Here is a 23839-nt window from a genome sequence, read left to right as displayed (position 1 = left end):
GCGGCCCCATTCTTGATTAAAAAAGCGGTCTGCTGCGCAGCCCAGCGGGGATAAATCCCCTCGCCACAAGCCATCCCCACTCTTGTTTCCCTTCCGCGCACCAACTTGTTACCGAACGCCCCAGCGTGGCGCAAACCCACGCTGTCGTAGCCAATCCCAACCTCCCCAAAATAACTGCGAAGAAAATTTCATTCACGCCAGAACCCTCGATTCAGGCGCTCTCCAGCCCTACCTCTGATTTTTCCTGAACACTCCTCCAGCAAGTTGGCCGCTTGATTGCATATGCTTGTATGTACAAGTAAAGACGTATGCGTATGAGTCGGTCGAGACTCTCCGCAGCGTCCACTGATTCGCTTGTCGCGCAGCACAGCGCGCAGGCTGCTGCCCACTGCCAGGGTTGGTTTGAATTGATCGCTGAGGAGTCTTTTTCGTGACTGACAATACCCAGAACAGCAACAAGTTTCGTGACGTGCAGATTCGCGCCGCACGCGGTAACACGCTGACCGCCAAGAGCTGGCTGACCGAAGCGCCGCTGCGCATGTTGATGAACAATCTCGACCCGGAAGTCGCCGAGAACCCGAAAGAACTGGTGGTCTATGGTGGCATCGGCCGCGCTGCGCGGAACTGGGAGTGCTACGACAAGATCGTTGAAAGCCTGACTAATCTGAACGACGACGAAACCCTGCTGGTGCAGTCGGGCAAGCCGGTCGGCGTATTCAAGACCCATAGCAACGCGCCGCGCGTGCTGATCGCCAACTCCAACCTGGTGCCGCACTGGGCGAGCTGGGAACACTTCAACGAGCTCGACGCCAAAGGCCTGGCCATGTACGGCCAGATGACCGCCGGCAGCTGGATCTACATCGGTAGCCAGGGCATCGTTCAGGGCACCTATGAAACCTTCGTCGAAGCCGGGCGCCAGCATTACAACGCTGACCTCAAGGGCCGCTGGGTGCTCACCGCCGGCCTCGGTGGCATGGGCGGCGCACAACCGCTGGCCGCCACCCTGGCCGGCGCCTGCTCGCTGAACATCGAGTGCCAACAGGTCAGCATCGATTTCCGCCTGAAAAGCCGTTACGTCGATGAGCAAGCCAAAGACCTCGACGACGCACTGGCGCGCATCGACAAATACACCAAAGAAGGCAAAGCGATTTCCATCGCCCTGCTCGGCAACGCGGCGGAAATCCTGCCGGAACTGGTCAAGCGCGGCGTGCGCCCGGACATGGTCACCGACCAGACCAGCGCCCACGACCCGCTCAACGGCTACCTGCCGGCCGGCTGGAGCTGGGACGAATACCGCGCCCGCGCCAAGACCGAACCAGCCGCTGTGATCAAAGCCGCGAAGCAGTCGATGGCGGTGCACGTCAAAGCCATGCTGGAGTTCCAGAAGCAGGGCATTCCTACCTTCGACTATGGCAACAACATCCGCCAGATGGCCCAAGAAGAAGGCGTCGAAAACGCTTTCGATTTCCCGGGCTTCGTGCCGGCCTACATCCGTCCGCTGTTCTGCCGTGGCATCGGCCCGTTCCGTTGGGCGGCGCTGTCGGGTGATCCACAGGACATCTACAAAACCGACGCCAAGGTCAAAGAGCTGATCCCGGACGACGCGCATTTGCACAACTGGCTGGACATGGCCCGCGAGCGCATCAGCTTCCAGGGTCTGCCGGCACGTATCTGCTGGGTCGGTCTGGGCCAGCGCGCCAAGCTCGGTCTGGCCTTCAACGAAATGGTTCGTAGCGGTGAGCTGTCGGCCCCCGTGGTGATCGGTCGCGATCACCTCGACTCCGGCTCGGTGGCCAGCCCCAACCGCGAAACCGAATCGATGCAGGACGGTTCCGACGCCGTCTCCGATTGGCCGTTGCTCAACGCGCTGCTGAACACCGCCAGCGGCGCGACCTGGGTGTCTTTGCACCACGGCGGCGGTGTCGGCATGGGCTTCTCGCAACATTCGGGGATGGTGATCGTCTGCGACGGTACCGATGAAGCCGCCGAGCGCATCGCGCGCGTGCTGCACAACGACCCGGCTACCGGCGTCATGCGCCATGCGGATGCCGGTTACCAGATCGCCATCGACTGCGCGAAAGAGCAGGGGCTGAATCTGCCGATGATCACTGGCGGGTAACACGCTCTGGTTTATGTGGGAGCGAGCCTGCTCGCGAAGGCGTCGTGTCAGTCGCTACTGCTGTGCCTGATACACCGATTCGCGAGCAGGCTCGCTCCCACAGAGGAATTTCAGTGAACCCGAATAGCAATCCACAGAGGTTGAATCATGGCGGTTAACAACGAACGTGCAGGCAGTACCCCGTTGATCGAAAGGCGTTCGATCGACTACATCCCGGAAGCGGAAAGACACGGTCGTCTGTTCAGTCAGTTCACCCTGTGGATGGGCGCCAACCTGCAGATCACCGCGATCGTCACCGGGGCCTTGGCCGTGGTGCTCGGCGGTGATGTGTTCTGGTCGTTGATCGGTCTTTTGATCGGCCAACTGCTCGGCGGTGGTGTGATGGCGCTGCATGCCGCGCAGGGACCGAAACTGGGCTTGCCGCAGATGATCTCCAGTCGTGTGCAATTCGGCGTTTATGGCGCTGCGATTCCGATCGTGCTGGTGTGCCTGATGTACCTCGGCTTCACCGCCACCGGAACGGTGCTGTCCGGGCAAGCGCTGGGCCAGTTGTTCGGTGTCAGCGACAGTGTAGGCATCCTGATTTTCGCCAGCGTCATCGTGCTGGTCACGGTGCTTGGCTACCGGGTAATCCACTGGATCGGCCGCGTCGCCAGCGTGATTGGCGTGATCGCTTTTGTGTTCCTGTTCTGGCGGCTGATGAGCCAGACCGACGTCGGCGCACTTCTGCAGATACGTCATTTCAGCTGGAGCAGTTTCCTCCTGGCGGTGTCGCTGGCGGCGTCCTGGCAGATCGCTTTCGGCCCGTATGTGGCGGACTATTCACGCTACCTGCCGAGCACCACTTCATCGGTGAAAACCTTTTTCGCCGCTGGCGCAGGTTCGGTGATCGGCGCGCAGGTGGCGATGATCCTCGGCGTGTTTGCCGCCGCTTCGGCCAATGGTCAATTCGCCGGTCACGAAGTCGCTTACATCGTTGGTTTAGGCGGCTCCGGCGCCACTGCCGCGCTGCTGTATTTCAGCATCGCGTTCGGCAAGGTGACCATCTCCACCTTGAACTCTTACGGCAGCTTCATGTGCATCGCCACCATCATCAGTGGCTTCAAAGGGCACCTGACGGTTACCCGCATGCAACGGCTGGTGTTCGTGCTGTTCATCGTCGGCGCGGCAACCCTGATTGCCCTGCTCGGGCAGCACTCGTTCCTCGGTGCGTTCAAGTCGTTCATCCTGTTCCTGCTCGCCTTCTTCACCCCGTGGAGCGCGATCAACCTGGTCGACTACTACTGCATCACCCGCGAGCGCTACGACGTGCCGGCGCTGGCCGACCCGAATGGCCGCTACGGTCGCTGGAACCTGCTCGGCATCAGCGTCTATGTGTTCGGTGTGCTGGTGCAGTTGCCGTTCATCTCCACCAAGTTCTATACCGGGCCGCTGGTGGCCGCCCTCGGTGATGTGGACATTTCCTGGATCATCGGCCTGGTTCTCCCGGCTGCCGTCTATTACTTCTGCGCAAAGAAATGGCACAGCACCGTGCCCGATCGCCTGATTCTGCCGGTCGAGCAGAACAGCACCCAACAAGCAAAAACGAGCGGGGCCGGTCGCGCTGCGGCGCAGGCCTGATCTGGACGTGGACCAGGCTGGATGCCTCTTGAACTGCCGTAAGCCCATTCATGATTAGGAGCGTCACGACAATGAAATCGAACAAGACCCTGCTGACCACATTGCTGTCCATGGGCCTGTTGGCCAGTGCCGGTGCGACGCAAGCCGCCGGCTGGTGCGAATCGGGCAAACCGGTGAAATTCGCCGGGCTGAACTGGGAGAGCGGCATGCTCCTGACCGACGTGCTGCAAGTGGTGCTGGAGAAAGGTTACGGCTGCAAGACCGACAGCCTGCCGGGCAATTCCATCACCATGGAAAACGCCCTGAGCAGCAACGACATTCAAGTGTTCGCCGAAGAGTGGGTCGGCCGTAGCGAGGTCTGGAACAAGGCCGAGAAGGCCGGCAAGGTCATCGGTGTCGGCGCGCCAGTGGTGGGTGCTGTCGAAGGCTGGTACGTGCCGCGTTACGTGATCGAAGGCGACGCCAAGCGCAAGCTCGAGGCGAAGGCCCCGGACCTGAAAAACATCGCTGATCTGGGCAAGTATTCCGCCGTGTTCAAGGATGCCGAAGAGCCGTCCAAGGGCCGCTTCTATAACTGCCCGGCCGGTTGGACCTGCGAGCTCGACAACAGCGAAATGCTCAAGAGTTATGGCCTGGAAAACAGTTACACCAACTTCCGTCCGGGCACCGGACCTGCGCTGGATGCAGCGGTGCTGTCGAGCTACAAGCGTGGCGAGCCGATCCTCTTCTACTACTGGTCGCCGACTCCGCTGATGGGCCAGATCGATGCAGTCAAACTGGAAGAGAAACCCGGCGTCGACAAGACCGTCAGCATCAAGGTCGGCCTGTCGAAAACCTTCCACGACGAAGCCCCGGAACTGGTCGCCGTGCTGGAGAAAGTCAACCTGCCGATCGACCTGCTCAATCAGAACCTCGGGCGCATGGCCAAGGAACGCATCGAGTCGGCAAAACTGGCGAAAATCTTCCTCAAGGAACATCCTGAAGTCTGGCACGCATGGGTGAGCGACGACGCAGCCAAGAAAATCGACGCGGCCTTGTAGGTCAGGTTTCCCCGGCTGCCAGCCACGGCAGCCGGACGCTTGATCGCAACCCCTTGATTGAGAGTCCCTTATGTTTCCCGAAAGCTTTACCTTTTCCATCGCCGACTGGGTCAACGGTTGGGTCGATTCGCTGGTGACCAACTACGGCGACGTGTTCCGGCATATCTCCGACACGCTGTTGTGGGCCATCGTCAGTCTCGAAGGTTTGCTGCGTGCGGCGCCGTGGTGGTTGATGCTGGCAATCGTCGGTGTCATCGCCTGGCACGCCACGCGCAAAGTCGTGACCACCGCCGTGATTGTCGGTCTGTTGTTTCTGGTGGGCGCGGTCGGCCTCTGGGACAAACTCATGCAGACCCTGGCGCTGATGATGGTCGCGACGATCATTTCGGTGCTGATCGGCATCCCGCTGGGGATTCTCTCGGCGCGTAGCAATCGCCTGCGTTCGGTGCTGATGCCGCTGCTCGACATCATGCAGACCATGCCGAGTTTCGTTTACCTGATTCCGGTGCTGATGCTGTTCGGTCTGGGCAAGGTGCCGGCGATTTTCGCCACGGTGATCTACGCCGCGCCCCCGCTGATTCGCCTGACCGACCTTGGTATTCGCCAGGTCGACGGCGAAGTCATGGAAGCGATCAATGCCTTCGGCGCCAACCGCTGGCAGCAACTGTTCGGCGTGCAACTGCCGCTGGCGCTGCCGAGCATCATGGCCGGGATCAACCAGACCACGATGATGGCCCTGTCGATGGTGGTGATCGCCTCAATGATCGGCGCCCGCGGCCTCGGTGAAGACGTGCTGGTGGGGATTCAGACCCTCAACGTCGGCCGTGGTCTTGAAGCCGGGCTGGCGATCGTGATTCTCGCGGTGGTCATCGACCGCATTACTCAAGCGTACGGTCGGCCACGCCACGAGGTGAGCAAATGAGCAACGCAAGCGTGAGCAAGATCGAAGTGCGCAACGTCTTCAAGATTTTCGGCAACCGCGCCAAGGATGCGCTGGCCATGGTCGGCCAGGGCAAGAGCAAGGATCAGGTGCTCAACGAAACCGGTTGCGTGGTCGGCGTTAATGACTTGTCGCTAAGTATCGGCACTGGCGAAATCTTCGTGATCATGGGCCTGTCCGGCTCGGGCAAATCCACCCTGGTGCGCCACTTCAATCGCCTGATCGATCCTACCAGCGGGGCGATTCTGGTCGATGGCGAGGACATCCTGCAGTACGACATGGACGCCCTGCGCGAATTTCGCCGACACAAGATCAGCATGGTGTTCCAGAGCTTCGGCCTGCTGCCGCACAAGACCGTGCTCGATAACGTCGCCTACGGCCTGAAAGTACGTGGCGAAAGCAAGCAGGTCTGCGCCGAACGCGCGCTGCACTGGATCAACACCGTCGGTCTAAAAGGCTACGAAAACAAATATCCGCACCAGCTCTCCGGTGGCATGCGTCAGCGCGTCGGCCTCGCCCGTGCATTGGCGGCGGACACCGACATCATCCTCATGGACGAAGCGTTCAGTGCGCTGGACCCGCTGATCCGCGCCGAAATGCAGGACCAGTTGCTGGAACTGCAAAAGACCCTGCACAAAACCATCGTCTTCATCACCCACGACCTCGACGAAGCCGTGCGCATCGGCAATCGCATCGCGATTCTCAAGGATGGCCGGTTGATTCAGGTCGGCACGCCAAGAGAGATCCTGCACTCGCCGGCGGATGAGTATGTCGACCGGTTCGTGCAGCGGCGCGCGGCAGTGGTCTGAGACTGAGTGGCCGTCGTGGCGAGGGGATTTATCCCCGTTCGGCTGCGAAGCAGTCGTAAAACCGGCCACTGCGGTCTGTCTGACGGATTTGCGGGCATGGTTTGGGGCGGCTTCGCCACCCAACGGGGATAAATCCCCTCACCACTGGGTTACCGGCATCAACAGAATTGGTATGAGGTTAGAGATGTCCCAGGCTGAAAAAATCGTTATCACAGGCAGCCCTCTGCGTGGGCAGGACGTGGTCGCCGTCGCCCGGCACGGTGCGCTGCTGGAACTGTCCAGCGAAACCTGGGCGCGCATCGATAATGCTCAGGCCATCGTCCAGCGCATCGTCGCCAGTGGCGAGCGCGCCTATGGCGTCAACACCGGTCTGGGCGGTCTGTCCAACCTCTCGCTGCAGGACGAACAGCTCAGCCAACTCTCGCGCAACACCTTGCTCAGCCATGCCTGCGGTGTCGGCCCGGTGCTCAGCGACGAGCAGACCCGCGCAATCATCTGCGCTGCGATCCACAACTACAGCCACGGCAAGTCAGGCCTGCATCGGCGTGTGGTCGAAGGGCTGCTGGCGCTGCTCAATCGCGGCATCACCCCGCAGGTGCCGTCGCAGGGTTCGGTGGGTTACCTGACGCACATGGCGCACATCGGCATCGCGCTGCTCGGCGTTGGCAATGTCAGTTATCGCGGGCAGATCATTTCGGCGCAACAGGCGCTGGCCGAAGAGGGCCTGCAACCTGTGCAGCTCGGCGCGAAGGATGGCTTGTGTCTGGTCAACGGCACGCCCTGCATGACCGGCCTCAGTTGCCTGGCGATTGCCGATGCTACGCGGCTGTTGCAATGGGCCGATGTCATTGGTGCGATGAGTTTCGAAGCCCAGCGCGGCCAGATCGATGCCTTCGATGCCGAGATCATTGCGCTCAAGCCGCATCCGGGCATGCAGCAGGTCGGCGAAAATCTGCGTGCATTACTCGATGGCAGCCAAGTGATCGCCGCAAGCAAAGGCGTTCGCACTCAGGACGCGCTGAGCATCCGCTCGATCCCGCAGGTGCATGGCGCCGCGCGTGATCAATTGGAGCACGCAATCAAACAGGTGGAAGCCGAACTAAACGGCTGCACCGACAACCCGTTACTGCTCGGCACACCGGACAATTTCCGGGTGATGTCGCAGGCCAACCCGCACGGTCAATCCGTGGCGATGGCGGCGGATCTGCTGGCGATTGCCATGGCCGAAATCGGCTCGATTGCCGAGCGCCGTCTGGACCGTTTGGTCAATCCGCACGTCAGCGGTCTGCCGGCGTTTCTGGTGGCCAATCCCGGGGTCAACTCGGGGATGATGATCGTGCAATACGTCGCCGCCTCGCTGTGTGCGGAAAACCGTCAATTGGCGCAACCGGCGGTACTCGACAACTACATCACCTCGGGCCTGCAGGAAGATCACCTGAGCATGGGCACCAACGCCGCGCTGAAGCTGCATCGCGCGCTGGAAAACTGCACGCAGATCCTCGCGATTGAATACCTGCTGGCGGCGCAGGCGTTTGAATTCCTCAAGGAACAGCGCTTTGGCGTGGGCACTGACCGCGCGTGGAAACTGCTGCGCGAAACGGTCCCCGCCTACGATCAGGATCGCTGGCTGGCGCCGGATATCGCTGCCGCTGCGACCGTGCTGAAAGACCCGAATCTGCCGCACAACGTTCTACCGAATTTGCACTGACAACTACCCATACCAGCGTGCCAAGGCGTGGATCGTTCACAAGACGAGAAACGACGGATAACGGAATGCTCCGGAGCGACTGGTAGTTAATAACAATGCCTGACAGGAGCATTTTAATGACTGCGCTGAATCTGATCCCCGGCCAACTGAGCCTGGCCCAACTGCGTGACGTCTATCAGAACCCGGTCACACTGACCCTCGACAACAGCGCCAGCGCGCAGATCGAGGCCAGCGTCGCCTGCGTCGAACAGATCCTCGCCGAGAACCGCACCGCCTACGGCATCAACACCGGTTTCGGCCTGCTGGCCTCGACGCGCATCGCCAGCGAAGACCTGGAGAACCTGCAGCGTTCGCTGGTGCTCTCGCACGCTGCCGGCGTCGGCCAGCCGATCAGCGATGACCTTGTGCGACTGATCATGGTGCTCAAGGTCAACAGTCTCAGCCGTGGTTTTTCCGGCATCCGTCGGCAGGTGATCGACGCGCTGATCGCGCTGATCAATGCCGAGGTCTATCCGCACATTCCGCTGAAAGGTTCGGTCGGTGCGTCGGGGGATCTGGCGCCGTTGGCGCACATGTCGCTGGTGCTGCTGGGCGAGGGCAAGGCGCGCTACAAGGGCGAATGGCTTGAAGCCACCGAAGCACTGAAAGTCGCCGGCCTGGCGCCGCTGACGTTAGCGGCTAAAGAAGGTCTGGCGCTGCTCAACGGTACTCAGGTTTCCACAGCGTTTGCCCTGCGCGGCCTGTTCGAAGGCGAAGATCTGTTTGCCGGTGCAGTGGCGCTGGGCAGTCTCACCGTAGAAGCCGTGCTCGGTTCGCGCTCGCCGTTCGACGCGCGCATTCATGCCGCGCGTGGGCAGAGAGGACAGATCGACGCCGCTGCGGCTTATCGCGATCTGCTCGGCGAGCGCAGCGAAGTCTCCGCCTCGCACCAGAACTGCGACAAGGTCCAGGACCCGTATTCGCTGCGCTGCCAGCCGCAAGTCATGGGCGCCTGCCTGACCCAGTTCCGCCAGGCCGCTGAAGTGCTGGCGGTCGAAGCCAACGCGGTTTCCGACAACCCGCTGGTATTCGCCGCTGAAGGCGACGTGATTTCCGGCGGCAACTTCCACGCCGAACCGGTAGCCATGGCCGCTGACAACATGGCCCTGGCCATCGCTGAAATCGGCTCGCTGAGCGAGCGGCGCATCTCGCTGATGATGGACAAGCACATGTCGCAACTGCCGCCGTTCCTCGTCGCTAACGGTGGTGTGAACTCCGGCTTCATGATCGCGCAAGTAACTGCGGCAGCACTGGCCAGCGAAAACAAGGCATTGTCCCATCCGCATTCGGTGGACAGCCTGCCGACCTCGGCCAACCAGGAAGATCACGTGTCGATGGCCCCGGCGGCGGGCAAGCGTCTGTGGGAAATGGCCGAGAACACTCGCGGCATTCTCGCCGTGGAATGGCTGGCGGCAGTGCAGGGCCTGGATCTGCGCAACGGCCTGAAGACCTCACCGAAGCTGGAACAGGCGCGGGCGATTTTGCGCAAGCAAGTGCCGTTCTATGAGAAGGACCGATTCTTTGCCCCGGACATCAATGCGGCGACTGAATTGCTGGCGTCGCGGTGTCTGACCGAGCTTGTTGCTGGGCAGTTGTTGCCTAGTTTGTAAGCGCTTTACGGGGAGATTTGTATTGTTAGTGAAATCGATCCCCCTCACCCCAGCCCTCTCCCCCAAGGGGGAGAGGGGGAAGGGAGCCGATCTTCATTGTTTTCGCAACGTGAGTTCGGCTGAGAAATTTCAGGTCGGCATATCTCGACGGAACAACACGGTCAGTCCCCTCTCCCTCTGGGAGAGGGCTAGGGTGAGGGGCTTTTGAGGCTGCTCACCATACAAACCCAAACGGAGGCCAACAGTGAAAACCCTCTGGCAACACTGCCACGTCGCAACCATGGCCAACGGCGCCTATTCGATCATTGAGGATGCCGCGATCGTGACGTCCGGCACGCTGATCGAGTGGATCGGCCCGCGCACTCAATTGCCGTCCGGCGAATACCCGGCGGTCAATGATTTGCAGGGTGCGTGGGTCACCCCCGGTCTGATCGACTGCCACACCCACACCGTGTTCGGTGGCAACCGCAGCGGCGAGTTCGAGCAGCGTCTGCAAGGCGTCAGCTACGCCGAGATCGCCGCGCAGGGCGGGGGCATCGCCAGCACGGTGCGCGCCACCCGTGAAGCGAGCGAAGACGAGTTGTTCGCCAGCGCCGTCAAACGCCTGAAAAGCCTGATGCGCGACGGCGTGACCACGGTGGAAATGAAGTCGGGCTACGGTCTCGATCTGGCCAACGAGCGCAAGCTGTTGCGGGTCATCCGGCGTCTGGCCGAAGAGCTGCCGATCAGCGTGCGCAGCACTTGCCTGGCGGCGCACGCGTTGCCACCGGAGTACAAGGATCGCGCCGACGATTACATCGATCTGGTCTGCGAGCAGATGCTTCCGGCCCTCGCCGCCGAACGTTTGGTCGATGCCGTGGATGCGTTCTGCGAATACCTGGCGTTTTCGCCGGAGCAGGTCGAGCGGGTCTTCGTCGCCGCGCAACAACTCGGACTGCCGGTGAAGCTGCACGCCGAGCAATTGTCCTCGCTGCATGGTTCCAGCCTCGCCGCGCGCTACAAAGCCTTGTCCGCCGATCACCTGGAGTTCATGGACGAGGACGACGCGATCGCCATGGCCGCTGCCGACACCGTTGCCGTGCTGCTACCCGGCGCGTTCTATTTCCTGCGCGAAACCCAGTTGCCGCCGATGGAAGCGCTGCGCAAGCACAAGGTGAAGATCGCCATCGCCAGCGACCTCAACCCCGGCACCTCGCCAGCGCTGTCGTTGCGCCTGATGCTGAACATGGCCTGCACCTGTTTTCGCATGACTCCGGAAGAAGCCCTGGCCGGGGCGACCCTTCATGCCGCGCAGGCGTTGGGCATGGCCGATACCCACGGCTCGCTGGAGGTCGGCAAGGTCGCTGATTTCGTGGCGTGGGACATCGAGCGTCCGGCGGATCTGGCCTATTGGCTCGGTGGCGATCTGGACAAGCGCGTCGTGCGTCACGGCGTCGAATCGAATTTCTAGGAGGGCGGTTGTGGACAAGGTTCTGAGTTTCAAACAAGGTCGCGTGCCGCTGCTGATCAGCATGCCCCACGCCGGCGTGCGTCTGACCCCGGCGGTCGAAGCCGGGTTGATCCCCGTCGCGAAGAGTTTGCCGGACACCGACTGGCATATCCCGCAGCTCTACGATTTTGCCGAGGAACTGGGCGCCAGCACCCTGGCTGCCGAGTATTCGCGTTTCGTCATCGACCTCAACCGGCCGTCCGACGACAAGCCGTTGTATGCCGGGGCGACCACCGGGTTGTATCCGGCGACGTTGTTCGACGGCATTCCGTTGTTTCAGGAAGGTCTGGAACCGTCGAAAGAGGAGCGCGCAACATACCTGGAGCAGATCTGGACGCCGTACCACCGCACCTTGCAGGAGGAACTGGCGCGACTGAAAGCCGAATTCGGCTACGCGCTGTTGTTCGATGCGCACTCGATCCGCTCAATCATCCCGCACCTGTTCGACGGCAAGCTGCCGGACTTCAACCTCGGCACGTTCAATGGCGCCAGTTGTGATCCGCAACTGGCCAGTCAACTGGAAGCGATCTGTGCGCAGCACGCGCAGTTCACCCATGTGCTGAACGGTCGGTTCAAGGGCGGGCACATCACCCGCCAGTACGGCGATCCGGCGCAGAACATCCACGCCGTGCAGCTGGAACTGTGCCAGTCCACCTACATGGAAGAGTTCGAACCGTTCCGCTACCGCGCTGACCTGGCCGAGCCGACGCGGGTGGTGCTCAGGGAATTGCTGCAGGGCTATCTGGCCTGGGCAAAATCTCACTACAGCGCCTAACCCCTGTGGGAGCGAGCCTGCTCGCGAAGGCGTCCGTTTGATCGTTCCCACGCTCTGCGTGGGAATGCAGCCCGTGACGCTCCGCGTCACTGGACGCGGAGCGTCCCAAGAGGCGTTCCCACGCAGAGCGTGGGAACGATCAGGCCCCGGAGCATGCTCATTGACGCAAATCGGGTTTATGATGCCCAACGGCAGAATAATACGAGTCCCCCCAGGGATGACCTCGACCCCTTACGGAGCGCGCAATGCAGACTTTGTTTCCGCAGATCAAACCTCACGCCCGGCACGATCTGGCTGTCGATGACACCCATACGCTGTACGTCGATGAAAGCGGCTCGCCGGAAGGATTGCCGGTCGTATTCATCCACGGTGGCCCCGGCGCCGGCTGCGACGCCCAGAGCCGACGCTATTTCGATCCGAATCTGTATCGCATCGTCACCTTCGACCAGCGCGGCTGCGGTCGCTCCACCCCGCACGCCAGCCTGGAAAACAACACCACCTGGGATCTGGTGGAAGACCTTGAGCGCATCCGCAAACACCTGGGCATTGAAAAATGGGTGCTGTTCGGCGGCTCGTGGGGTTCGACCCTGGCGCTGGCCTACGCGCAAACCCACCCGGAGCGGGTCCATGGTCTGATTCTGCGCGGGATTTTCCTCTGCCGTCCGCAGGAAATCGAATGGTTCTATCAGGCCGGCGCCAGCCGTCTATTCCCGGATTACTGGCAGGACTACATCGCGCCGATCCCGCTGGACGAGCGCGACGACCTGCTCAGTGCTTTCCACAAACGCCTGACCGGCAACGACCAGATCGCCCAGATGCATGCAGCGAAGGCGTGGTCGACCTGGGAAGGGCGTACCGCGACCCTGCGGCCGAACCCGCTGGTGGTCGATCGTTTCTCCGAGCCGCAGCGCGCGCTGTCGATTGCGCGGATCGAATGCCACTACTTCACCAACAACGCCTTCCTTGAGCCGAACCAGCTGATCCGCGACATGGGCAAGATCGCTCATCTGCCCGGCGTGATCATTCACGGTCGCTACGACGTGATCTGCCCGCTCGACAATGCCTGGGAATTGCACCAGGCCTGGCCGAACAGCGAATTGCAGGTGATCCGCGACGCCGGCCACGCCGCGTCCGAGCCAGGCATCACCGATGCGCTGGTGCGCGCGGCGAGCAAAATGGCCCAGCGCCTGCTCGACTTGCCACTCGAAGAAGCATGAAGGCGCTGTTACAACGCGTAAGCGGCGCGCGGGTAGAGGTCGCCGGCGAGGTAGTCGGCGCAATCGATCAGGGTTTGCTCGTGCTGGTCGCGGTAGAACCCGACGATACGCGTACCAGCGCCGACAAACTTCTGCATAAGCTGCTTAACTATCGAGTATTCAGTGACGCCGAGGGCAAGATGAATCTGTCCCTGGCGGATGTGGGTGGCGGGTTGCTGCTGGTCTCTCAGTTCACTCTTGCCGCCGACACCAAAAGCGGCCTGCGCCCGAGCTTTTCCACGGCCGCACCGCCGGCACTGGGTGAGGAATTGTTCGACTATTTATTGAGCCAGGCGAAACAGGTGCATGGCACTGTGGCATCAGGTAGATTCGGCGCCGATATGCAGGTGCACCTGGTCAACGATGGCCCGGTTACCTTTTTGTTACAGACCTGACAGTGCCTGAAACACCTTTTTCGGAAATTTCGACTGTTTTTAGGCTGTTTTCGCGATAAATACTTTGTTACCCCTGATGCGTTGTCATCCGGGCTACTAGATAATCGCGCGCTGCGGGGATCGACATTCGTTGATCCGTTTTGACTTAGGTAGAGACTTGTCTGGATCCGATTGGGGAATCATTTTGCCCCGGCGGAGTCGGAACAATGCTCGCCAACCTGGCATAAAGATAGCTGGCCGTTGGTTTATTGATCTGTTTTCGGCGAGGGTTGCTCGTGATTGTTAGTCCCTGTAATGCAGCAAAAATGTCTGCCAAACGCATGCGAAGTGCTCTGGTAGCGGGTTCGGCGCTCCTGTGCCTGCTCAGCGCCGGTCAGCTTTGGGCGTTCAATCTTGACGACGTATCGGCCAAGGCCAAAGAGCTGGCCGGGCAGAAGTTCGAAGCCCCGCGCAGCAACCTGCCGAACGAATTCCGCGAAATGAAGTTCGCGGATTACCAGAAGATCCGCTTCCTCACCGAAAAGGCTGAGTGGGCCGATCAGAAGACGCCGTTCAAGCTCTCCTTCTATCACCAGGGTATGCACTTCGATACACCGGTGAAAATCAACGAAATCACCACCAATACCGTCTCGGAGATCAAATACGATCCGAGCCGCTTCGATTTCGGCGATCTGAAATTCGATCCGAAAGCCACCGAGCAACTGGGTTATGCCGGTTTCCGTGTGCTGTACCCGATCAACAAGGCCGACAAGCAAGACGAGATCATGACCATGCTCGGCGCGAGCTACTTCCGCGTCGTCGGCAAGGGCCACACCTATGGTCTGTCGGCCCGTGGTCTGGCGATCGATACCGCGCTGCCGTCGGGTGAAGAGTTCCCGCGTTTCCGCGAGTTCTGGATTCAGCAGCCCAAGCCGGGCGACAAGCACCTGGTGATCTTTGCTCTGCTCGACTCGCCGCGTGCCACTGGTGCCTACCGTTTGATCCTGCGTCCGGGCAGCGACACCATCGTCGACGTCAAGGCGCAGATGTTCCTGCGTGACAAGGTCGGCAAACTTGGCATCGCGCCGCTGACCAGCATGTTCCTGTTCGGCGCCAACCAGCCGTCGAAAGTCCTCAACTACCGTCGTGAACTGCACGACTCCAGCGGTCTGTCGATTCATGCCGGCAACGGCGAGTGGATCTGGCGCCCACTGAACAACCCGAAACATCTGGCTGTGAGCAACTTCAGCGTCGAGAACCCGCGTGGTTTCGGTCTGCTGCAGCGTGGCCGTGATTTCAGCCACTACGAAGACCTCGACGACCGCTACGACAAGCGCCCAAGTGCCTGGATCGAGCCGAAGGGCGAGTGGGGCAAGGGCACTGTCGATCTGGTAGAGATTCCGACCGCTGACGAAACCAACGACAACATTGTTGCGTTCTGGAGCCCGGAAAAAATGCCGGAGCCAGGCCAGCCGCTGGACTTCGCCTACCGCATGCACTGGACCATGGACGAAGCAGCACTCCATGCACCGGATAGCGCCTGGGTGGCACAGACCCTGCGTTCGACCGGTGACGTCAAGCAATCGAACCTGATCCGTCAGCCCGACGGCAGCGTTGCCTATCTGGTCGACTTCGAAGGTCCATCGCTGGCGGCACTGACGCCGGATGCCGACGTGCGCAGTCAGGTCAGCGTCGGTGACAACGCCGAACTGGTCGAGAACAGCGTGCGCTACAACCCGGAAACCAAGGGCTGGCGCCTGACCCTGCGGATGAAGATCAAGGACCCGAGCAAAGCGACCGAAATGCGTGCCGCCCTGGTTCAGCCAGTGGTCACCGCGGATCTGGGCAAATCGGTCCCGGCCTCCAATTCGTCGGTCGCCAAGGCTGACAAGGTTGCCGCCAAGCAACAGGAAAAACTCGACAAGGAAGCCAAGGCCGCCGAAGCCAAACAGGCTGAAGCCAAGCCTGCAGCCGACGCCAAGGACAAGGCCAACAAAGACGCCAAGCAGCCAGTCGCTGCCGACGCGGCCCCAGCCACACCGGAATCGGCGCCGACTGAAGAAGTCCTGACCGAGACCTGGAGCTATCAGTTGCCTGCCGATGAGTAATTCACCAGTACAGCCAGAGACTCTGTCCGAGTATCTGGCGCATCTGCCGATGACCGACGAGCAACGCGCGGAACTCGCGGGTTGCCAGTCGTTCAGCGAGCTGCATGAACGCCTGTCGTCCTCGACATTCGACGCCCCTGCCGAAGCCGCCCAGGCTTCGGTGGGCAAGCGTCTGACCCTGAGCACTGCCGAAGAACTGGCTGAAGCGGAGATGCTGGTGCTCGATGCCAGCGGTCGGGTCAGCCTCAAGGCGACCCCGCCAATCCGCCGCACCAAGGTCGTGCCGGAGCCATGGCGCACCAATATTCTGGTGCGTGGCTGGCGCCGTCTGACCGGGCGCACCAACCCGCCGCAGCCGCCGAAGGACGCCAACGTCCTGCCGGCCGCGCGCTGGCGCACGGTCGGCTCGATCCGTCGCTACATTCTGTTGCTGCTGATGCTCGGCCAGACCATCGTTGCCGGCTGGTACATGAAAGGCATCATGCCGTACCAGGGCTGGTCGTTCGTCGATCTGGAAGAAGTCCTGCATCAGCCGCTGCTGCAAACCGCCACGCAAGTGCTGCCTTACGCACTGCAAACCAGCATCCTGATTCTGTTCGGGATTCTGTTCTGCTGGGTGTCGGCGGGTTTCTGGACCGCGCTGATGGGCTTCCTCGAGTTGCTCACTGGCCACGATAAATATCGTATCTCCGGGAAAAGCGCGGGTAACGAGCCGATTCCGAAAGATGCGCGTACGGCACTGGTAATGCCGATCTGCAACGAAGACGTGCCGCGCGTATTCGCCGGTCTGCGTGCGACGTTCGAATCGGTAGCGGCCACCGGTGATCTGGATCGCTTCGACTTCTTCGTCCTCAGTGACAGTAACGACACCGATATTTGCGTCGCCGAGCAACAGGCCTGGCTGGATGTCTGCCGCGAAGCCAAAGGCTTCGGCAAGATCTTCTATCGCCGTCGTCGCCGTCGTGTGAAGCGCAAGAGCGGCAACCTCGACGACTTCTGCCGTCGTTGGGGCGGTGACTACAAGTACATGGTCGTGCTCGACGCCGACTCGGTGATGAGTGGCGAGTGCCTGACCAGTCTAGTGCGCCTGATGGAAGCCACGCCGGACGCCGGGATCATCCAGACCGCGCCGCGTGCGTCGGGCATGGACACTTTGTATGCGCGCATGCAGCAGTTTGCGACCCGCGTGTACGGCCCGCTGTTTACCGCCGGCCTGCACTTCTGGCAGTTGGGTGAATCGCACTACTGGGGGCACAACGCGATCATCCGCATGAAGCCGTTCATCGACCACTGCGCCCTGGCGCCGTTGCCGGGCAAAGGCGCGTTCTCCGGTGCGATCCTGTCCCACGACTTCGTCGAAGCTGCGCTGATGCGCCGTGCCGGCTGGGGCGTGTGGATTGCCTACGACCTGCCGGGCAGTTACGAAGAGTTGCCGCCGAACCTGCTCGACGAGCTCAAGCGTGACCGTCGCTGGTGCCACGGCAACCTGATGAACTTCCGCCTGTTCCTGGTCAAGGGCATGCACCCGGTGCACCGCGCGGTGTTCCTCACCGGCGTGATGTCCTACCTGTCGGCGCCGTTGTGGTTCTTCTTCCTGGTGTTGTCGACCGCGCTGCTGGCGGTGAACACGCTGATGGAGCCGCAGTACTTCCTCGAACCGCGCCAGCTCTATCCGCTGTGGCCGCAATGGCACCCGGACAAGGCCATCGCGCTGTTCTCGACGACCATCGTGCTGCTGTTCCTGCCGAAGCTGTTGAGCATCATCCTGATCTGGGCCAAGGGCGCGAAAGAGTTCGGCGGCAAGTTCAAGGTGACCCTGTCGATGCTGCTGGAGATGCTGTTCTCCATGCTGCTGGCGCCGGTGCGGATGATTTTCCACACCCGCTTCGTCCTCGCCGCGTTCCTCGGCTGGGCCGCGACCTGGAACTCGCCGCAGCGTGACGACGACTCGACGCCGTGGAGCGAAGCGGTCAAGCGCCACGGTCCGCAGACGTTGCTGGGCTTCTTGTGGGCGCTGCTGGTGATCTGGCTGAACCCGAGCTTCCTCTGGTGGTTGGTGCCGATCGTCGGTTCGCTGATGCTGTCGATCCCGGTATCGGTGATCTCCAGCCGTGTCGGCCTGGGCCTGAAGACCCGTGACGAGAGCCTGTTCCTCATCCCTGAGGAATACAATCCGCCACAGGCCTTGCTGGCAACCGATCAGTACACCCACGAGAACCGCTATCACGCCCTCAACGACGGCTTCGTCCGCGCCGTGGTCGATCCACAGCAGAACGCCCTGGCGTGCTCGCTGGCGACCTCGCGTCACGGCCAGGCCGAGCCGATCGAGTGGCTGCGTCAGGAACGTGTGCGTCACGCGATCAAGGTCGGCCCGGCCGGGCTGAACAACCATGATCGCCTGCAACTGCTTAGCGACCCTGTCGCACTGGCACGCCTGCACGAGCAGGTCTGGGCCGAAGGTCACGCCGAGTGGCTGGACGCCTGGCGCGCTTCGGTGAAAGCCGATCCGCACGCGCCGTTGCTGCCGCTGCGACCGGTGAGCCTGCAGGCTCAGCCGGCCTGATGAGAAAACCCCGCTGATTCAGCGGGGTTTTTTTATGTCCGCTGTTGAGCTGCGAACAAACACCGATCAAACCTAAAGCCAGTGCAAAGCATCCGTCGCCAAATTGGCGCGCCCGTTACCTACGACGCGCAGACCGCGCCGCTGCCTTCGCGAGCAGGCTCGCTCCCACCTTGGAATGCGTTTCCCTGTGGGAGCGAGCCTGCTCGCGAATGGCATCACCTCGGTTACAGGCGAACCGCAGTCGTGCATCAACTCAGACTTTGAAGCGGCCCACCAGCATCTGCAGATGCGTGCCCAACCGCGCCAGTTCAACGCTGGACGCAGCGGTCTCTTCACTCGCCGCCGAGGTTTGATCCGACACATCGCGCACGTTCAGCACGCTGCGGTTGATCTCTTCGGCCACGGCGCTCTGCTGCTCGGCAGCGGCGGCGATCTGCTGGTTCATCGCCTGAATCGCCGAGACGGTGCGGGTGATGCTCTCCAGTGAGCCACCGGCACGCCGGGTCAGTTCGACGCTGCTGTCGGTGAGGCTGCGGCTGTTGTCCATGATCGTCGCCACTTGTTGAGTGCCGTTTTGCAGACCGACGATCAGCTCTTCGATCTCTTCGGTGGACTTCTGGGTGCGCTGGGCGAGGCTGCGCACTTCGTCGGCAACCACGGCGAAACCACGTCCGGCTTCCCCGGCACGGGCCGCTTCGATGGCAGCGTTGAGGGCCAGCAGGTTGGTTTGTTGGGCGACAGACTTGATCACGTCGAGGACGCTGCCGATCTTGTCGCTTTCACGCTTGAGCTCGCCCATGGCTTCAGTGGAGTGACCCACCTCGATTGCCAGACGCTCGATCTGGGCGATGGCTTCGCCGACGACCTTGTCGCCTTCACGGGCCTGTTGGTCAGCGGCGACAGCGGCCTCTGAGGCTTCTTCAGCATTGCGTGCGACTTCCTGCACGGTGGCGGCCATCTCGTTCATGGCGGTGGCGACCTGATCGGTCTCCACCTTCTGATTGTTGACCCCGGCGCTGGTCTGCTCGGTCACCGCCGAAAGTTCTTCAGCGGCGCTGGCGATCTGCGTGACGCCGTCGCTGATGCCACCGATCAACTCGCGCAGGCCTTGGGTCATGCTTTGCATCGAGCGCTGCAATTGCCCGAGCTCATCGCGACGCAGGGAAACCAGGTTGTGGGTCAGGTCACCGGCGGCCACGCGCTCGGCCACTTTCAGAGTCTGGGTCAGCGGAATGATGATTTGTCGGGTGATCGCCCAAGCGGCAATCAGACCGAAGGCCAGCGCCAGCGCAGTGGCGATCAGCAGCATGTTCTTGGCATGGGCGGCATCGGTGTCGCGCACCACGGTTTGCGATTCGGTGAGCTTCTTGCTGGCCGCGATCAGGATGTCGCCCTGAGCCGACATGTTGGCCAGTGCGGCGGCGTTCTTGACCTGCGAATCGCGGAACTGAGCGACGGCGGCGCGGTAAGCCTTGAGCGAATCGGTGGCTTGCTGCAGGTTGGCGATGTGCTGCTCTGGCACGCGGGTCGGCAGGCTTTCGAGGTTCTTCAAGGCGTTGTCGATGGCGGTCAGCGCCGGTTGCTCGGCATCGGCCTTGCCGCTGTAGGTGTAGCCGCGCACCTGATAGCGCGCCTGCTGCAACAGTTTGCTCAGCTCGATGACAGCGTTGTACTGCGCAACGCTGTCGCCTTGCAGCAGCGCACTTTCGACTTCGCCGACCTTGGCCACAGCATTGTCAGCGTTGGCGCCAAGCTTGCTGCGCGCATCTTCACGGTGCACGGTGGCCTGGGTCATTTCGCCGAAAGCGCGTTTGTATTCGGCGACCGCAGCAAGCTGTTGATCGACCATTGCCACATCCGACGGCTGCTCGATCATGCCGCGTGCCGATTGCAAACCGCTTTCGAGTTTGCTGAGCAATTCATTGACCGCGCCCGGACCCTGTTCACCACGACGCATGTCGTAGTCCATGCGCGCCAGGCGCAGGTCTTTGGTCAGCTCATTGAGGCTGGAAATGAAGCCGAGCTTGTCGCCACGGCTGATGATGCCGCTCATGCCGGTCCAGCCGGTGAAAGTGATCAACAGCGTCAGCAACAGCACCAGGCCGAACCCGATGCCCAGCTTGCGTTTGACGCTGACGTTTCCAAGACTCTCGGCTAACCAACGGTACATGCGACCACTCCCTTCGGACCACTTAATTGGACTTATAGGGGTTGTATCGGCTGGGTGGTGGCAATCTGTAACGCCACTTGTCTGCGACTGTAGGGGCTTGTAGAAGCTGACGAGTGCAACGAGGCTGCGATCCTTTGATCTTGCTTTTGAACAAGATCAAAGGATCGCAGCCTTCGGCAGCTCCTACACAGGATCGGTGTCGCGCTAGAACAGGCGTGCAAGCAGGGCGGTGACGGCGGTTTCGACGCGCAGGATGCGCTCGCCCAGTTGCACCGGTTGCAGGCCGGATTTGGCCAGCAGATCGATTTCGTAGGGAATCCAGCCACCCTCGGGGCCGATGGCCAGGGTCACCGGTTCGCTCAGGGCGCGCGGGCAGGGCGGGAAGTTGCCGGGGTGCCCGACCAGGCCGAGGGTGCCCGCGCTGATCGCCGGCAGCCGATCCTCAACGAAAGGCTTGAAGCGCTTTTCGATGACGATCTCTGGCAACACCGTATCGCGAGCCTGTTCGAGCCCGAGGATCAACTGCTCACGAATCGCTTCCGGCTCCAGAAACGGCGTCTGCCAAAAGCTTTTCTCCACGCGATAGCTGTTGACCAGAATCACCTTGGCCACACCCATGGTCGCGACGGTCTGGAACACGCGGCGCAGCATTTTCGGCCGGGGCAGGGCCAGCACCAGGGTCAGCGGCAGCTTGGCCGGCGGTGGCTGATCGAGGCTGACGCGCAGCTCCGCTTCGCCCGCTTCCAGACGCAGCAGCTCAGCCGAACCCATCAGTCCGTTGATGCGCCCGACGCGCAGGCTGTCACCGACTTCGGAGCGATGCACTTCCTGCATGTGGGTCAGGCGCCGGTCGCGCAGGATCACGCGGTCGGCCGCAATGAAGTCGGCCTCTTCGAGCAGCAGCAGGTTCATGCCTGAGTCGCTGGCGGCTGGTCGTTGTGGTCGTCGGCCGGGGTTTCGTCCGGGCGTTCGCGCTTGCTGACCAGCGCGCCGAAGAGGATGCCGATCTCGAACAGCATCCACATCGGCACGGCCAGCAGGGTCTGCGAGAAGATGTCCGGCGGGGTCAGGATCATGCCGACCACGAAGCAGCCGATGATCACGTACGGGCGGATCTTCTTCAGGTATTTGACGTCGACCACGCCGATCCACACCAGCAGGACCACGGCCACCGGAATCTCGAACGCCACGCCGAAAGCGAAGAACAGCGTCATGACGAAATCGAGGTAACTGGCGATGTCGGTCATCATCTCCACGCCGGCCGGGGTGGCAGCGGCGAAGAATTTGAAGATCAATGGAAAGACGAAGTAATAGGCGAACGCCATGCCGATGTAGAACAGCAGGATGCTGGAGATCAGCAGCGGTACCGCGACGCGTTTTTCATGCTTGTACAGGCCCGGCGCGATAAAGCCCCAGATCTGATGCAGGATCACCGGAATCGCAAGAAACAGCGAAACCATCATGGTCAGCTTCAGCGGCGTCAGGAACGGCGACGACACGTCTGTGGCGATCATCGTCGCGCCGACCGGCAGGTACTGGCGCAACGGCGTCGAGACGAAGGTGTAGATCTGCTGGGTGAACGCGAACAGCCCGGCAAAGATAATGAAGATCGCCGCCACGCAACGCAGCAGGCGGGTGCGCAACTCGGTGAGGTGCGAAACCAGCGGCATGTGCTGGTCGTTTTCCGGAAGATCGCTCATGGGGCTCGCGGCGGCAGTGTAGGGTCTTGAGGCGCTGGTGTAGTCGGCGCGGCGGAGGGCGCTACGGGTTCAACCGATGTGTCTGTGGTAATCGGCGCCGGTCCTGGCGGTGTTACAACAGGTGCAGGAGTCGGAGCGGCAGCGCTGTGAATCGTCTGCTCGCCCACAGGCTCGACCGGCGTCGGCTCCTGCTGGTTCGGATTGAAAATCTTCCGCGCCTCTTGCTCCAGCGACAGAATATGTTCGTTGTGCAGTTGCCGACGGATCTCGTCGGCACCGATTTCACGTTCAACTTCCTGTTTGATCGCGTTGAAGCTGCGCTTCAGGCGGCCGACCCACAGACCGGCGGTGCGCGCCGCGCCCGGCAGACGCTCGGGGCCGAGCACCAGCAGGGCGACGAGGCCGACGAGCAGCAGTTCAGAGAAGCTGATACCAAACATTAGTCAGTGCTCACACGTCTTTGCGGATCGGCTCTTCGACTTTCTGCGCCTGCACGTCGATGGTGTGCGGCGGGTTGGCCTGAGCGGTGGTTTGCGGCTGCACCGGTGGCACTGGCTGGGCTGGCGGGGTCACGCTCGGTTCGGCCGGTTTTTCGTCGTCGTTCATGGCTTTGCGAAAGCCCTTGATCGATTCGCCAACGTCGGTGCCGAGGTTTTTCAGTTTTTTGGTACCGAACACCAGCACCACGACAATCAGAATGACGACCCAGTGTTTCCAGTCAAAAATGCCCATGTGGCGATTCCTCTCTAAAAGTTGTTCAGGCGGACGGACGCGAGGCTTTCTCGACGTGTCCGGACAAGCCGAAGCGACGGTCCAGTTCATCCAGCACGGCCTGCGGATGCTGCCCCAGTTGGGCGAGCATGACCATGCTGTGGAACCACAGGTCGGCGGTCTCGTAGATCACATCACTGCAATCGCCGCTGATCGCGGCATCCTTGGCGGCAATAATGGTTTCGACCGACTCTTCGCCGACTTTCTCCAGAATCTTGTTCAGCCCCTTGTGATACAGGCTGGCGACATACGAACTGTCGGCGGCTGCGCCTTTGCGCTCTTCAAGTACCTGAGCGAGGCGGGTCAGGGTGTCACTCATGTGTGTGTCCTGCGGAATAGATAGCGTGCGGGTCTTTCAGTACCGGATCGACCGTTTTCCAGTCGCCGTTTTCGAAGACCCGGTAAAAGCAGCTTTGACGGCCGGTGTGGCAGGCGATGTCGCCGATCTGTTCAACCATCAGGATGATCACGTCGGCGTCACAGTCCAGACGCATTTCATGCAGGGTCTGCACATGGCCGGACTCTTCGCCCTTGCGCCACAGCTTGCCACGGGAACGTGACCAGTAGATTGCACGATTCTCCGCAGCGGTCAGTTCCAGCGCTTCGCGGTTCATCCAGGCCATCATCAATACGCGCCCGGTCTTGTGATCCTGGGCAATCGCCGGCACCAGGCCGTCAGCATCCCACTTGATCTCGTCCAGCCAGTTTTTCATCGTCAAATCTCGAAAAGCAGCAGCAAGCCATGAGC

General features: G+C 61.4%; 20 protein-coding genes and 1 pseudogene. 13 read left to right on the top strand and 8 right to left on the bottom strand.

Going from position 1 to position 23839, the window contains the following annotated elements; translation table 11 throughout:
• Positions 1-430: 430 nt before the first annotated feature.
• From hutU to mdoH, 13 genes are all read left to right on the top strand, one after another.
• Positions 431-2119, top strand: coding sequence for a urocanate hydratase (hutU, locus tag AC0Z5Z_RS07205; RefSeq protein ID WP_016772090.1), 1689 nt, complete (start codon positions 431-433; stop codon positions 2117-2119).
• A gap of 147 nt (positions 2120-2266) precedes the next feature.
• Entirely contained in the window at positions 2267-3739 is a 1473-nt protein-coding gene (locus AC0Z5Z_RS07200; protein WP_485610906.1) for a purine-cytosine permease family protein, read from the top strand.
• A gap of 71 nt (positions 3740-3810) precedes the next feature.
• A complete protein-coding gene (locus AC0Z5Z_RS07195; RefSeq protein WP_130887639.1) occupies positions 3811-4779 on the top strand; it encodes an ABC transporter substrate-binding protein in 969 nt (322 codons plus the stop codon).
• A gap of 70 nt (positions 4780-4849) precedes the next feature.
• Positions 4850-5701, top strand: a complete 852-nt coding sequence (locus AC0Z5Z_RS07190) for an ABC transporter permease (protein ID WP_016772087.1) — start codon at positions 4850-4852, stop codon at positions 5699-5701.
• Positions 5698-6528, top strand: coding sequence for a quaternary amine ABC transporter ATP-binding protein (locus tag AC0Z5Z_RS07185; protein ID WP_016772086.1), 831 nt, complete (start codon positions 5698-5700; stop codon positions 6526-6528). The genes AC0Z5Z_RS07190 and AC0Z5Z_RS07185 overlap by 4 nt, the downstream gene beginning before the upstream one ends.
• 184 nt (positions 6529-6712) lie before the next feature.
• Positions 6713-8236, top strand: coding sequence for an HAL/PAL/TAL family ammonia-lyase (locus AC0Z5Z_RS07180; protein WP_353188074.1), 1524 nt, complete (start codon positions 6713-6715; stop codon positions 8234-8236).
• Between the two features lie 116 nt (positions 8237-8352).
• Positions 8353-9885 carry a histidine ammonia-lyase gene (gene hutH / locus AC0Z5Z_RS07175; RefSeq protein WP_353188075.1) on the top strand — a complete coding sequence of 511 codons (1533 nt, stop codon included), beginning with the start codon at positions 8353-8355 and terminating at the stop codon, positions 9883-9885.
• Positions 9886-10129: 244 nt separating this feature from the next.
• Complete coding sequence (gene hutI / locus AC0Z5Z_RS07170; protein WP_150638008.1) at positions 10130-11335, top strand: imidazolonepropionase; 1206 nt, start codon at positions 10130-10132, stop codon at positions 11333-11335.
• 10 nt (positions 11336-11345) lie between these two features.
• The gene (hutG, locus tag AC0Z5Z_RS07165; RefSeq protein WP_150638010.1) at positions 11346-12149 is read left to right on the top strand and encodes an N-formylglutamate deformylase; all 804 of its coding nucleotides are present in this window, start codon (positions 11346-11348) and stop codon (positions 12147-12149) included.
• A gap of 245 nt (positions 12150-12394) precedes the next feature.
• Positions 12395-13366 (top strand): prolyl aminopeptidase, encoded by a 972-nt coding sequence (gene pip / locus AC0Z5Z_RS07160; RefSeq protein WP_056787286.1) that lies wholly within the window; start codon positions 12395-12397, stop codon positions 13364-13366.
• A complete protein-coding gene (dtd, locus tag AC0Z5Z_RS07155; protein ID WP_056787289.1) occupies positions 13363-13800 on the top strand; it encodes a D-aminoacyl-tRNA deacylase in 438 nt (145 codons plus the stop codon). Before pip ends, dtd begins: the two co-directional genes overlap by 4 nt.
• A gap of 305 nt (positions 13801-14105) precedes the next feature.
• The gene (locus AC0Z5Z_RS07150; RefSeq protein WP_162098724.1) at positions 14106-15887 is read left to right on the top strand and encodes a glucan biosynthesis protein G; all 1782 of its coding nucleotides are present in this window, start codon (positions 14106-14108) and stop codon (positions 15885-15887) included.
• Complete coding sequence (gene mdoH / locus AC0Z5Z_RS07145) at positions 15880-18450, top strand: glucans biosynthesis glucosyltransferase MdoH (protein ID WP_073471586.1); 2571 nt, start codon at positions 15880-15882, stop codon at positions 18448-18450. The genes AC0Z5Z_RS07150 and mdoH overlap by 8 nt, the downstream gene beginning before the upstream one ends.
• A 253-nt stretch (positions 18451-18703) precedes the next feature.
• Here the strand turns inward: mdoH and AC0Z5Z_RS07140 are convergent, their stop codons facing one another.
• From AC0Z5Z_RS07140 to hisI, 8 genes and pseudogenes are all read right to left on the bottom strand, one after another.
• On the bottom strand, positions 18704-19417 hold the full coding sequence (locus AC0Z5Z_RS07140) for a methyl-accepting chemotaxis protein (RefSeq protein ID WP_370593502.1): 714 nt from the start codon (positions 19415-19417) through the stop codon (positions 18704-18706).
• A 141-nt stretch (positions 19418-19558) separates the two neighbouring features.
• Positions 19559-20503 (bottom strand): annotated as a pseudogene (locus AC0Z5Z_RS07135) (methyl-accepting chemotaxis protein); the annotation flags it as partial.
• A 321-nt stretch (positions 20504-20824) separates the two neighbouring features.
• Positions 20825-21532 carry a 16S rRNA (uracil(1498)-N(3))-methyltransferase gene (locus AC0Z5Z_RS07130; RefSeq protein WP_406228069.1) on the bottom strand — a complete coding sequence of 236 codons (708 nt, stop codon included), beginning with the start codon at positions 21530-21532 and terminating at the stop codon, positions 20825-20827.
• Positions 21529-22320 carry a twin-arginine translocase subunit TatC gene (gene tatC, locus AC0Z5Z_RS07125; protein ID WP_016772075.1) on the bottom strand — a complete coding sequence of 264 codons (792 nt, stop codon included), beginning with the start codon at positions 22318-22320 and terminating at the stop codon, positions 21529-21531. Before tatC ends, AC0Z5Z_RS07130 begins: the two co-directional genes overlap by 4 nt.
• A complete protein-coding gene (gene tatB / locus AC0Z5Z_RS07120) occupies positions 22317-22760 on the bottom strand; it encodes a Sec-independent protein translocase protein TatB (RefSeq protein ID WP_150638019.1) in 444 nt (147 codons plus the stop codon). The genes tatC and tatB overlap by 4 nt, the downstream gene beginning before the upstream one ends.
• 10 nt (positions 22761-22770) lie before the next feature.
• A complete protein-coding gene (locus tag AC0Z5Z_RS07115) occupies positions 22771-23052 on the bottom strand; it encodes a twin-arginine translocase TatA/TatE family subunit (protein WP_016772073.1) in 282 nt (93 codons plus the stop codon).
• 25 nt (positions 23053-23077) lie between these two features.
• Complete coding sequence (locus AC0Z5Z_RS07110; protein ID WP_003220849.1) at positions 23078-23410, bottom strand: phosphoribosyl-ATP diphosphatase; 333 nt, start codon at positions 23408-23410, stop codon at positions 23078-23080.
• Positions 23403-23804 (bottom strand): phosphoribosyl-AMP cyclohydrolase, encoded by a 402-nt coding sequence (gene hisI / locus AC0Z5Z_RS07105; protein WP_007899278.1) that lies wholly within the window; start codon positions 23802-23804, stop codon positions 23403-23405. Before hisI ends, AC0Z5Z_RS07110 begins: the two co-directional genes overlap by 8 nt.
• Positions 23805-23839: the final 35 nt, after the last annotated feature.

Source organism: Pseudomonas sp. 1L-E-NC-VB-C3, from assembly GCF_057291535.1.
This window is presented reverse-complemented; position numbering and strand designations above follow the sequence as displayed.